The sequence below is a fragment of the Paraburkholderia tuberum STM678 genome (assembly GCF_902833905.1).
Lineage (GTDB): Bacteria > Pseudomonadota > Gammaproteobacteria > Burkholderiales > Burkholderiaceae > Paraburkholderia > Paraburkholderia tuberum.
Window position 1 is genome coordinate 1 of the sequence record NZ_CADFGP010000111.1, and the last position, 11,875, is coordinate 11,875.

At 64.2% G+C, this 11,875-nt stretch carries 12 protein-coding genes; 9 read left to right on the top strand and 3 right to left on the bottom strand.

Features of this window, described 5'->3' with window-relative positions; all coding sequences use genetic code 11:
* Nucleotides 1-192: 192 nt before the first annotated feature.
* A complete protein-coding gene (locus HWY30_RS39255; RefSeq protein ID WP_090802178.1) occupies nucleotides 193-1,473 on the bottom strand; it encodes an SGNH/GDSL hydrolase family protein in 1,281 nt (426 codons plus the stop codon).
* A 113-nt stretch (nucleotides 1,474-1,586) separates the two neighbouring features.
* The gene (locus HWY30_RS39260) at nucleotides 1,587-3,209 is read right to left on the bottom strand and encodes an NAD(P)/FAD-dependent oxidoreductase (RefSeq protein WP_090802179.1); all 1,623 of its coding nucleotides are present in this window, start codon (nucleotides 3,207-3,209) and stop codon (nucleotides 1,587-1,589) included.
* Nucleotides 3,210-3,456: 247 nt separating this feature from the next.
* On the opposite strand from HWY30_RS39260, the gene paaA reads away from it, so the two are divergent.
* From paaA to HWY30_RS39300, 8 genes are all read left to right on the top strand, one after another.
* Complete coding sequence (gene paaA / locus HWY30_RS39265; protein WP_090802181.1) at nucleotides 3,457-4,458, top strand: 1,2-phenylacetyl-CoA epoxidase subunit PaaA; 1,002 nt, start codon at nucleotides 3,457-3,459, stop codon at nucleotides 4,456-4,458.
* Nucleotides 4,459-4,494: 36 nt separating this feature from the next.
* Nucleotides 4,495-4,779, top strand: a complete 285-nt coding sequence (paaB, locus tag HWY30_RS39270) for a 1,2-phenylacetyl-CoA epoxidase subunit PaaB (RefSeq protein WP_018418671.1) — start codon at nucleotides 4,495-4,497, stop codon at nucleotides 4,777-4,779.
* Between the two features lie 8 nt (nucleotides 4,780-4,787).
* Nucleotides 4,788-5,618: a 1,2-phenylacetyl-CoA epoxidase subunit PaaC gene (gene paaC / locus HWY30_RS39275; RefSeq protein WP_090802183.1), complete on the top strand. Its 831-nt coding sequence runs from the start codon at nucleotides 4,788-4,790 to the stop codon at nucleotides 5,616-5,618.
* 7 nt (nucleotides 5,619-5,625) lie between these two features.
* Complete coding sequence (paaD, locus tag HWY30_RS39280; RefSeq protein WP_090802184.1) at nucleotides 5,626-6,195, top strand: 1,2-phenylacetyl-CoA epoxidase subunit PaaD; 570 nt, start codon at nucleotides 5,626-5,628, stop codon at nucleotides 6,193-6,195.
* 1 nt (nucleotide 6,196) lies between these two features.
* The gene (paaE, locus tag HWY30_RS39285) at nucleotides 6,197-7,285 is read left to right on the top strand and encodes a 1,2-phenylacetyl-CoA epoxidase subunit PaaE (RefSeq protein WP_090802185.1); all 1,089 of its coding nucleotides are present in this window, start codon (nucleotides 6,197-6,199) and stop codon (nucleotides 7,283-7,285) included.
* Between the two features lie 175 nt (nucleotides 7,286-7,460).
* A complete protein-coding gene (locus HWY30_RS39290; protein ID WP_090802187.1) occupies nucleotides 7,461-8,276 on the top strand; it encodes a DUF1835 domain-containing protein in 816 nt (271 codons plus the stop codon).
* Between the two features lie 17 nt (nucleotides 8,277-8,293).
* The gene (locus tag HWY30_RS39295) at nucleotides 8,294-8,905 is read left to right on the top strand and encodes a TetR/AcrR family transcriptional regulator (RefSeq protein WP_018418677.1); all 612 of its coding nucleotides are present in this window, start codon (nucleotides 8,294-8,296) and stop codon (nucleotides 8,903-8,905) included.
* A 278-nt stretch (nucleotides 8,906-9,183) separates the two neighbouring features.
* On the top strand, nucleotides 9,184-9,852 hold the full coding sequence (locus tag HWY30_RS39300; RefSeq protein WP_090802188.1) for a GNAT family N-acetyltransferase: 669 nt from the start codon (nucleotides 9,184-9,186) through the stop codon (nucleotides 9,850-9,852).
* Between the two features lie 98 nt (nucleotides 9,853-9,950).
* On the opposite strand, the gene HWY30_RS39305 is transcribed toward HWY30_RS39300, so the two are convergent.
* Nucleotides 9,951-10,448: an Lrp/AsnC family transcriptional regulator gene (locus HWY30_RS39305; RefSeq protein WP_090802190.1), complete on the bottom strand. Its 498-nt coding sequence runs from the start codon at nucleotides 10,446-10,448 to the stop codon at nucleotides 9,951-9,953.
* A 189-nt stretch (nucleotides 10,449-10,637) separates the two neighbouring features.
* Between HWY30_RS39305 and hppD the strand changes: the two genes are divergently transcribed.
* A complete protein-coding gene (gene hppD / locus HWY30_RS39310; protein ID WP_090802191.1) occupies nucleotides 10,638-11,735 on the top strand; it encodes a 4-hydroxyphenylpyruvate dioxygenase in 1,098 nt (365 codons plus the stop codon).
* Nucleotides 11,736-11,875 lie beyond the last annotated feature (140 nt).

Consider the following 11,875-nt stretch of genomic DNA (forward strand, 5'->3'; position numbering starts at 1 on the left):
CCGCATCAAGCGCCCACACTTATCGACTGTTAGTTTTTAAAGATCGGTCCGCCAAACCCGCCGCGCCTGAACCACCACTACCCGGCACTGCTTCGTTTGCGTCGCTGCGTCTGCAGCAGAGAAGCGAGATTATGGAGACTCTTTCGCGTCTCGTCAATACCCGTTTTTGCTTTCGCTTAAAAAAGTTGCCGCTCACTTCCGGGTCGCATCCACCACGACCTCGACAGGAACTGCAGCGGCCATAGCCGCGTAGCCCGCGTCGCTTGGATGGATGTGATCGCCACTATCGAAAGCGCGCTGCAGACGCTCCGGCTGCGCCCGATCGCGCAACGCCGCGTCGAAGTCGACGACGCCATCGAAAGCACGACTAGTTCGGATCCACTGATTAACCGCGAGTCGGATGTTTTCCCGCTCCGGTGGCAGCGACGCCGGCGTCAGCGTCGCGCCGAACATCTTGACACCGTTGCGCCGCGCGGCCGCGATCACTCGCTGGTAACCGGCGATCAGATCGGCAGCCGTGACCGACGTATGAGGAAAATCGCAGTCGAGCCCGCCATGAGGCGGCATTGCCGCAAAGTTGATGTCGTTGATGCCAATCAGCAGGATCGCCGCTTTGACGCCTGGACGTCGCAAAACGTCGCGCTCGAAGCGGCTCGCAAGCGCGTCGCCATAGCAAGGCGAGTCGCTCAGGAGCCGGTTGCCGCTGATGCCGAGATTCACGATCGCGGTCGACTGCGCGCCGCTCGCCGCCAGCCGCCGAGCCAGCGCATCCGGCCAGCGACGGTTCTGGTTGAGGGTGGAGCGCATGCCGTCGGTGATCGAGTCGCCGATCGCGGCCACGGCAAGCGACGGTGCCGCCGCCTCCACCGACAAACCTGTGACCCACACATATTGCGTGAAGCGGCCGGGAAACGCCGTGGCGGACGCGTCGGTGGTGTGATTGCCGGGCCCGGACACATAATTTACCTGATTCGACACTCGGTGCCATGCGACGATCCGCTGCTCCGGTCCCACGAACGCACTGATCGCATATGGCGCGCCCTCGACGACATCGATCGCGACCGCATCGCTGTCCACCTCGCCGCCAGGCGGTACGCTGACCGCGCCCTTACCGCCAAACGTCACCCGACTGCCGGCGCCCTCGACTGCTGCCGCGCCACCGGCGGAGCGCGCGATGCGCAGTTCGTCGATGACGAGAGGCGTCTTGCCGTACGCATTACTCAGATGAATTCGCGCCACCCTCCCCGACAATGTCGGATACATGATTTGCCGAACGGTGCGCCCGGCGACTTCCGGCGCGCGATACAGCGGTGGCAACTCGGCCCGCTGTGGAATCGGTTGCAGCGCGGTCGCCCAAACGGCGACCCAATGCTCGGACGCTTCGGCAGCGAACGCACTCGAGGAACCGACAAACGGGGCAAATTGGGCAAGCAGCGCCGCGCCGCATGCGGCAGCCAAGGTGCGAATGGTCATTCGGAGGATCGGTTCGAGGCGAAACGCGCATTGTGCCCGAACGACGCGGCAAGCGCCGGCAATCGCAGGCAGGTCCGCTGACCCCGGCGCCCGGCGGCTGTGCCGGTTCGGTCTCACGCCGTTTGCCGACTCATGATCTTCAGCGCGACCGCTTCGGCGACCTCGATTCCGTCGATTGCCGCGGAGTAGATCCCGCCCGCATACCCCGCACCCTCGCCCGCCGGATACAGCCCGTTGACGTTGACACTCTGGTAGTCGTCGCCGCGACGCACGCGTACCGGCGACGAAGTTCGCGTTTCAACGCCGGTCAGCACCGCATCATGCATCGCGAAACCTGCGATTTTCTTCTCCATCTGTGGCAGCGCTTCGCGAATCGCTTCGATCGCGTAGTCGGGCAGCGCGGTGCTGAGATCGGTTGGCCGCACGCCCGGCTTGTACGACGGAACGACCGAGCCGAGTGAAGTGGACGGCCGCCCCGCGATGAAGTCGCCGACCAACTGCCCTGGAGCCATATAGTTACCGCCACCGAGCTCGAACGCCCGCTCCTCCCACTTGCGCTGGAACGCGATGCCGGCGAGCGGCCCGCCCGGGTAGTCGTCTGGCGTAATGCCGACCACGATGCCCGCGTTCGCGTTGCGCTCCGCGCGCGAGTACTGGCTCATGCCGTTCGTGACGACGCGCCCCAGCTCGGACGTGGCCGCCACCACGGTGCCGCCGGGACACATGCAGAAGCTATAAACCGCTCGCCCGTTGCTGCAGTGGTGCACCACCTTGTAGTCGGCTGCGCCGAGCTGTTTGTGACCGGCAAATTTCCCAAAACGGCTCCGATCGATGATCCCTTGCGGATGCTCGATCCGAAAACCGAGCGAAAACGGCTTCGCCTCGACGTGAACGCCGCGGTCGTACAGCATCTGGAAGGTATCGCGTGCGCTATGGCCGACCGCCAGCACAACGTGGTCGCAGCGCAGCGTCTCGCCGGTCGACAGCTTCAGCCCGCGCACCTGGCCGTTGTCGATGTCGATGTCCTCGACACGCGTTTCGAAGCGCACTTCGCCGCCCAACTCGTGGATGCTCGCGCGCATCTTCTCGACCATGCTGACGAGACGAAACGTGCCGATATGCGGCCGGCTCAGGTACAGGATGTCCTCCGGCGCACCGGCCCGCACGAATTCGTCGAGCACCTTGCGGCCGTAGTGTTTCGGGTCCTTGATCTGGCTGTAGAGCTTGCCGTCCGAAAAGGTGCCCGCGCCACCTTCGCCGAACTGCACGTTCGACTCGGGATTCAGCACCGATTTGCGCCACAGGCCAAACGTGTCCTTGGTGCGCTCACGTACGGCCTTGCCGCGCTCGAGGATGATCGGCCGGAAGCCCATCTGCGCGAGGATCAGGCCCGCGAACAGTCCGCACGGCCCCATGCCGATGACGACCGGACGCGGCGTGCTCAGTTGGGCGGGCGCTTCGGCGACGAACTTGTAGCTCATGTCGGGCGTCACGCCGCAATGCGGCACGTCGGTGAGCCGTTTCAGCGCGGCCCCTTCATCCTTGACCTCGACATCGACGATGTAGGTGAGCTTGATGTCGGCGCGCTTGCGCGCGTCGTGCGCGCGGCGAAACACGGTGTATCGGATGAGCCCGTCCCGCGCCACGCCGAGTTCCGTGAGGCGCGCACGGATGGCGGCTTCGAGGGCGCTTTCGGGATGATCGAGCGGGAGTTTGATTTCGCTTAGACGTAACATGAGTGCCGGAGATGCAAGTGGGCCGCAAATCGCGGCCAATTCGCAATTTTACCGGTAAGTGTCGGCGCGGGGTGACGGCCGGTCATGAAGCGCCGGCCCTTCGAAACCGGGCAAACCGGCATGCATGCTTCGACGCACTCAATGAGCTATCAGCCCCAACGTCTCTGCACAAAAAATTTATTAACCGACCGGTCGGTTGGTTTATACTACGCCGACACAGACCACTCCTCCAGAGAGAGCGTCCCTCATGTACACCCAATCCCTCGATATCCCCGGCAACGTTGCCCCGCTGGACGCGGACGTGAATTCGCCCGAACAACAGGCTCGCTTCGACGCGGTCATGAGCGCCGACGGCAAGATCGAGCCGCAGGACTGGATGCCCGACGCGTACCGCAAAACGCTGGTGCGGCAGATCTCGCAGCATGCGCACTCGGAGATCGTCGGCATGCTGCCCGAGGGCAACTGGATCACGCGCGCGCCGAGCCTCAAGCGCAAGGCGATCCTGATCGCCAAGGTGCAGGACGAAGCCGGCCACGGCCTCTATCTGTATAGCGCCGCCGAAACGCTCGGTGTCTCGCGCGAGCAGCTGATCGACGCGCTGCACGCGGGCAAGGCCAAGTATTCGAGCATCTTCAACTACCCGACACCCACCTGGGCCGACGTCGGCGTGATCGGCTGGCTCGTCGACGGCGCGGCGATCATGAACCAGATCCCGCTGTGCCGCTGCACCTACGGCCCGTACGCCCGCGCGATGATCCGCATCTGCAAGGAAGAGTCGTTCCATCAGCGCCAGGGCTTCGACGCGCTGCTCGCGATGATGGCCGGCACCGAGGCGCAGCGCGCTCTGGTCCAGCAGGCGGTGAACCGCTGGTGGTGGCCGGTGCTGATGATGTTCGGCCCGAGCGACAGGGATTCGGTCCACAGCAACCAGTCGGCCAGATGGGGCATCAAGCGCATCACCAACGACGACCTGCGCCAGAAATTCGTCGATGCGACCGTCGAGCAGGCGAAGGTGCTCGGCGTCACGCTGCCCGACGCGGACCTCAAATGGAACGAGGCGCGCGGCCACTACGACTACGGCGACATCGACTGGGAAGAGTTCTGGCGCGTCGTCAATGGCGACGGCCCGTGCAACCGCGAGCGCCTCGCGACCCGCGTGAAGGCCCATGAAGACGGCGCCTGGGTACGCGAAGCCGCGCTCGCCCACGCGGAAAAGCAGCGCCAGCGCGCGCAACAGCACGCCGCCTGAGTGGCACCGCACATCAAAGGAATCAGGAGATCAGCAATGAACAAGGAATGGCCGATTTGGGAAGTGTTCGTGCGCAGCAAGCAGGGACTCGACCATAAACACTGCGGCAGTCTGCATGCCGCCGACGCGCCGATGGCGCTGCGCATGGCGCGCGACGTCTACACGCGCCGCCAGGAAGGCGTGAGCATCTGGGTGGTGCCGTCCTCGGCGATCACGGCCTCGGCGCCGCACGAGAAGGCCGAGCTGTTCGAACCGGCGGGCGACAAGATCTATCGCCACCCGACGTTCTACACGCTCCCCGACGAAGTCAACCACATGTAAGCGCGGCCATGACCACTACGTCCACTACGCCCATTACGCCGATTACGCCCGAACATCTCCAGTACGTGCTGCGCCTCGCGGATACCGCGCTGATCCTCGGTCAGCGCAACACCGAGTGGTGCGGCCACGGCCCGATCCTCGAAGAGGACATCGCGCTGTCGAACATGAGCCTCGACCTGATCGGGCAGGCGCGCCTGCTGTACACGCACGCGGCCGCGCTCGAAGCGCCGCTCACCGGCCGTCAGCGCAACGAAGACGACTACGCGTACTTCCGCGCCGAGCGCGAATTCGCGAACTACACGCTCGCCGAGCTGCCGCATTACGGGCCGCTCGCCGGCACCGCGCAGGCCGGGAAGGATTACGCGGTCACGATCGTGCGCAACTTCCTGTACGCGACGCTGATGATGCATCTGTGGGGTGCGCTGACGGGCTCCACCGACGGGCAGCTCGCCGCGATCGCCGCGAAGTCGATCAAGGAAACGCAGTACCACGTGCATCATGCGAGCGAGTGGCTGATCCGTTTCGGCGACGGCACCGACGAATCGCACCGTCGCGCGCAGGCCGCGCTCGACTATCTGATGCCGTACACGTACGAGTTCTTCAGCGCGGACGCGGTGGAAGACGCGGTCGCCGCGGCCGGCATCGGCCCGCGCACCTCGGCGCTGGAAGCCGCGTGGCTCGACGACGTGCGCGCCACGCTCGACCAGGCCACGCTGACGCTGCCCGCGGCGCTGCGGCACGTGAGCACGGGCAAGCACGGCGAGCATTCGGAGCACATGGGTTTCGTGCTCGCGCAAATGCAGAGCCTCGCGCGCCAGCATCCGGGCGCCAGCTGGTGAGCACGCGATGACGACCTCGACCGCTCCGCAGCCCGCGAACGCCGCTGCTGCCACGACCGATGCCGCGCTCACCCGCGCATGGACCGTGCTCGAAGCGGTACCCGACCCGGAGATCCCGGTGGTGTCGATCCGCGAGCTCGGCATCCTGCGCGACGTGCGACGCGCCGCCGACGGCGCGCTCGAAGTCGTGATCACGCCGACCTACTCGGGCTGCCCGGCGATGTCGCAGATTGCCGAAGACATCGGCCGTGCGCTCGAGGCCGCGCAGCTCACGCCATACCGCGTCGCCACCGTGCTCGCGCCGGCGTGGACCACCGACTGGATCACGGCCGAAGCCCGCGAAAAACTGCGCGTCTACGGCATCGCGCCGCCGACGGGCAACTGCGGTTCAGCCGCGACGTCAGCGCCGCAGGAGAAAGTGCTGCGCTTCGTGCCGCGCGCGCTGCCGGCCCCAGGCTGCCCACGCTGCGGCTCGGCGCACACCGAGCGGCTCGCGCAATTCGGCTCGACCGCCTGCAAGGCCCTGTATCGCTGCCTCGACTGCCGCGAACCCTTCGACTACTTCAAACCGTACTGATATGGCCACCCCGCAATTCCATCCGCTGCGTATCCGCGAAGTGCGCCCCGAAACCGCCGATGCGGTCTCGGTCGCCTTCGAAGTCCCGCCCGAACTGCGCGACCACTATCGCTTCACGCAGGGGCAGTTCGTCACGCTGAAGACGCATATCGACGGTGAGGAAACGCGCCGTTCGTATTCGATCTGCGTGGGCGTCACCGACTACGATCGCGACGGCGAGTTGCGCATCGGCATCAAGCGCGTGCGCGGCGGGCGTTTCTCGAACTTCGCGTTCGACACGCTGCAGCCGGGCCACACGATCGACGTGATGACGCCCGACGGCCGTTTCTTCACGCACCTGAACGCGGAACAGGGGCAGCAGTACCTCGCGTTCTCGGGCGGCTCGGGCATCACGCCGGTGCTCGCGATCATCAAGACGACGCTCGAAGTCGAGCCGCGCAGCACCTTCACGCTCGTCTACGGCAACCGCAGCGTCGACCAGATCATGTTCGCCGAGGAGCTCGAGGATCTGAAGAACCGCTTCATGAACCGCTTCGTGCTGTATCACGTGCTGTCGGACGACCTGCAGGACGTCGAGCTGTTTAACGGCGTGCTCGACCAGGAAAAATGCGCGGCGTTCATCGAGCAGCTGCTGCCGGCCGACGCGATCGACGAAGCGTTCATCTGCGGCCCCGCGCCGATGATGGATGCGGCCGAGGCCGCGCTCAAGGCAGCCGGCGTGCCGCCCGCGAAGGTGCACGTCGAGCGCTTCGGTACGCCGCTGCCGCAGGCGGGCGTGCCGCCCGTCGAGATCACCGCGGACACCCCCGCGGCCGAGCTCGAAATCGTGCTCGACGGCAAGCGCCGCAAGCTGCGCCTGCCGTATCAGGGCACGAGCGTGCTCGACGTCGGGCTGCGCGCCGGTCTCGCGCTGCCGTATGCGTGCAAGGGCGGCGTGTGCTGCACCTGTCGCGCGAAGGTGCTCGAGGGCGAAGTGAAGATGGAAAAGAACTACACGCTCGAAGAACACGAGGTCCGCGAGGGGTTCGTGCTGACGTGTCAGTGTCATCCGGTTAGCGACAAGGTCGTCGTCAGTTACGACGAACGTTGAGTCGAGTGCTTTCGTGGTCTAGGTACGGACTGCCCTCCCGTGACGTCCGCCACCGCTTTCGGCCGTTTCGTGATCCGCTTAAACTAGGGGCCGCTCATCGATCGGGACATCGGGTTCCAGTCGGCGAGCGGCCTCTTTTTGTTACAGCTGCTGGCGTCACTGCAAGCCCTTGCCCATGAGCACGATTCACCTCACCAACGGCGACGTCGCCGCCGAGTCGCTGCGTACCGCGCTGGACCAGGCGGGCCGCGACGATCGCGTGCAGCCGCTGCGGGACGATCTGGCGGTCGGCCCGTTACGCGGCGTCGACGACGCTCCGCACGTGCGCGCCGACTTCTGGGAACGCGTCAGCGCCGACACGCAACGCGACTTCGTGCGCGAGTTCCGCGAACAGGCCGCGGTGCTCGACGGCCTCGCCAACAGCACCGCGAATCTCGTGGTGTGGCACGCCGAAAGCGCGTCCGATCAACTGATGCTGCGCCGCGTCTGCTACCTGGTGCGCAACAGCCCGCAGCGTTTGAACGAAGTGCGTCTGTCGATCGCCGACCTCACCGATCCGCAAGCGTGGGCGCATACCCGCAAGGATCGCGCGACATCGGTCGGCATGTTTGCGCCGGACGTATTGCAGACACACCTGCCGGACGCCGCGCCGATTTCCGTGCTGCGCATCAGCCGGCTCGCGCTCGAATGGCAGGAGGTCAAACAGGCGAACGGCGAGACGCGGCGCTGGCGTGACAACACCTTCACGAGCGGCAGCGTTGCGGAAATCGACGCGCTGATCCTCGAACGGGCAACCGACGCCTGGCAGCCCGCCGCGCGCGTCGCCGCCTACGTGATGACCGCCGAGTTGTGGTTCCTCGTCAGCGACAGCATCGTGCTGTGGCGCATGCGCGAACTCGCGGCGCTGCGGCGCATCCGCCTGCGCGGCGACGCGAACGAATGGCGCTCGCTCGAACTGCGCGCGGCATCCGCCCCCTGCTCACCCCAATAAGATAAGAACAGACGAATATGGCCCGCACCCGAGCCCCCGACCACGAAACCCAACGCGAGCAGATTCTCGAACTGGCCGCCGCGAAGTTCGCGCAGACCAGCTATCCAAGCACGTCGATGGCCGATCTTGCCGCGGCGAGCGGCACCTCGAAAGCGCGCCTCTATCACTATTACGAGAGCAAGGAAGCAATCCTGTTCGATCTGCTCGATCGCTACACGAAGCGCCTGATGCTGATCATCGCCGAGGTGGAAGGATCGAGCCAGCGGCGCGAACTGAGCGAGCGTGAAACCTTCGCGGAGCTGATCCGCGCGTTCCTGTCCGAGTATGAGACGTCGCACAGCCGGCACGTCGCGCTGCTGAACGATGTCAAGTATCTGGTCGATTCGCAGCGCGAGATCATCCTGAACCGTCAGCGCGACGTAGTCGCCGCCTTCGCGCGGCAGCTCGTGCGCGCCTATCCCGAACGCGCGACACGCGACAACCAGACCGCGCTGACGATGATGGTGTTCGGCATGATCAACTGGACCTTCACGTGGCTCAAGCCGGACGGCCGGATGGGCTATCGCGAGTTCGCCGAGCAGGTGGTCGGCATGGTCGAGCATGGTCTCGGCAGCGCGCCGGCCAGGTAGACGATGCTCTGAACAGATCGCAACCCGCGCACTGGATGTTGCAAAGCAACAACATGCAGACCACATAAATCGGCGCAGGGAATCCATGCGGCATCGTGTCACGAACGTGCGATCACTTTTAACTTCTGTTTAAAATCAAATAATTAAATTTAGGGTTCCAGCGCTCCAGGTATTCACCTCGACTTTTGATACGGGTTTTCCCTAGTGAATGGCATAGGTTTCCGTTAAAATCGGTTTTGCGGTGCACAACGCCGCCTGATTAAAAGGAGAACCCGACCATGAACATGCTGACCCATCGCAACACCGAGCCGATCGCGCCGAACGATCGCGCGTCGCTGCCTGCTGAACGCGCGCACGTTCTGGTCCGTGAACTCACCGCCGCCGATCGCGAACGCCTGCTTGCTCACTTCCTCGCGCTCGACGAAGAAGACCGTCTGCTGCGCTTCGGCCAGGTCGTGCCGAACCATGTGATCGAAAACTACGTGCGCGCGATCGACTTTACGCGCGACACCGTATTCGGCGTGTTCAACAGCAAGCTGGAACTGAGCGGCGTCGGCCATCTGGCCTACCTGCCGGCCGAAGGCAACAAGCGCACCGCCGAATTCGGCGTCTCCGTGCTCGAAAGCGCACGCGGCATCGGTATCGGCTCGAGGCTATTCGAGCGCGCCGCGATCCGCAGCCGCAACACGCATGTGACGACGCTGTACATCCACTGCCTGGCGCGCAATTCGACCATGATGCACATCGCCAGGAAGGCCGGCATGAAGATCGAGTACGCGTACGGCGAGGCCGACGCCTATCTGACGCTGTCGCCGGCCGATCAGTCGAGCATCCTCGCGGAAATGCTGCAGGAGCAGGCCGCCGTGTTCGATTACGCGCTCAAGCGCCACGCACGCCAAGCCTCGCGACTGTTCGAGTCGTTCATGCCGGTGGCTGTCGCTGCCTGAATAATCGCTACGGGGAAATGAGATTGGGGCGGCCGCAAGGTCGCCCTTTTTCTATCTGTACCCAATCAACGCCACGCGTAGGACCGTGCGCGTGAAGCCTACAAAATGGGCAGCGCTGTCGTTTCCTTGATCTTTTCTAGCGAAAAGCTCGATTTCACATCGATCACCGATGGGTGCCGCAGCAATTGATCCTGCACGAAGCGCGAAAAGTGCGCCATGTCCTCCACCTGGACGCGCAGCAGGTAATCCATCTCACCCGTCATCGCGTGACATGCGACAACTTCGGGCCACGTCTGCACGGCCGCGCCGAACAGATCGGCGTGCGTGGCCTCGCCATGCGGACTGAACGCGCGACCGCCACCCTTCTCCAGCCGCACGCTGACATACGCGAGCAGGTCAAGCCCGAGACGTTGGGCGTCGAGCAGCGCGACATAGCCGCGAATCACGCCGCTTTCCTCGAGCCGGCGAATCCGCCGCAGGCACGGACTCGGCGACAGATTGATCCGTTCCGCTATCTCCTGATTCGACAGCCGGCCATTCTCCTGAAGGATCGCCAGAATGCGTCGATCGATCGCGTCTATCTCGTTACTAGCCATGTTCTGCCGCGTATCCGTTGAATAAAGCCATAAACTGGCTCAAGCGTAGCGACGCGCGATTAAGTTCGCAAGTATTTGCCTTCATCGCGGTTCTACACTTGCCCCATCCGGTCGCGCTCAGCCGACCGTCCCGCGCGCTCACCGCCAGCGCGCCTTGGCAACCCTCTTGCATGGGATTGGAGACAGACGATGCAGGTTTCAACTTGGGAAAATCCTGTCGGCACTGACGGCTTCGAATTCATCGAATACACTGCGCCGGACCCGAAAGCGCTCGGCAAGCTGTTCGAACAGATGGGCTTCACGGCCGTCGCGCGGCATCGTCATAAGGACGTGACGCTGTATCGTCAGGGCGACATCAACTTCATCGTCAACGCGGAGAAGCATTCGTTTGCGCAGCGCTTCGCGCGCTTGCATGGCCCGTCGATCTGCGCGATTGCGTTTCGCGTACAGGACGCCGCGAAGGCCTACGCCCAAGCGCTCGAAAAAGGCGCATGGGGTTTCGACAATAAGACCGGCCCGATGGAGCTGAACATCCCGGCGATCAAGGGCATTGGCGATTCGCTGATCTATTTCGTCGACCGCTGGCGCGGCAAGAACGGCGCGACGCCGAACAGCATCGGTGACATCGACATTTACGACGTCGACTTCGAGCCGATTCCGGGCGCGAACCCGAACCCGGTCGGCCACGGCCTGACCTATATCGATCACCTGACGCACAACGTGCATCGCGGCCGCATGCAGGAATGGGCGGAGTTCTACGAGCGCCTGTTCAACTTCCGCGAGGTGCGCTACTTCGACATCGAGGGCAAGGTGACGGGCGTCAAGTCGAAAGCGATGACCTCGCCGTGCGGCAAGATTCGCATTCCGATCAACGAGGAAGGCTCGGACACCGCCGGTCAGATCCAGGAATACCTGGACGCGTACCACGGCGAAGGCATCCAGCACATCGCGCTCGGCACCAGCGACATCTACCGCACCGTCGACGGCCTGCGCGCATCGGACATTTCGCTGCTCGACACGATCGACACGTACTACGAACTCGTCGACCGACGCGTGCCGAATCATGGCGAGCCGCTCGAGGAACTGCGCAAGCGCAAGATCCTGATCGACGGCGCAGCGGACGACCTGCTGCTGCAGATCTTCACCGAAAACCAGATCGGCCCGATCTTCTTCGAGATCATTCAACGCAAGGGCAACCAGGGCTTTGGCGAAGGCAACTTCAAGGCGCTGTTCGAATCGATCGAGCTCGATCAGATTCGCCGCGGCGTCGTGCAGGACAAGACCTGACCACGCAGACTCGCGCCTGATCGGCGCGCAATCGGGTAGGAGGCGGGGTTGCCCCCGCCGTCCTCCCACAACACCGGACGTACGGATCACGTATCCGGCGTTTCCTGACGACTGGATTGCTCCAGCGAGCTTCGTTTCGT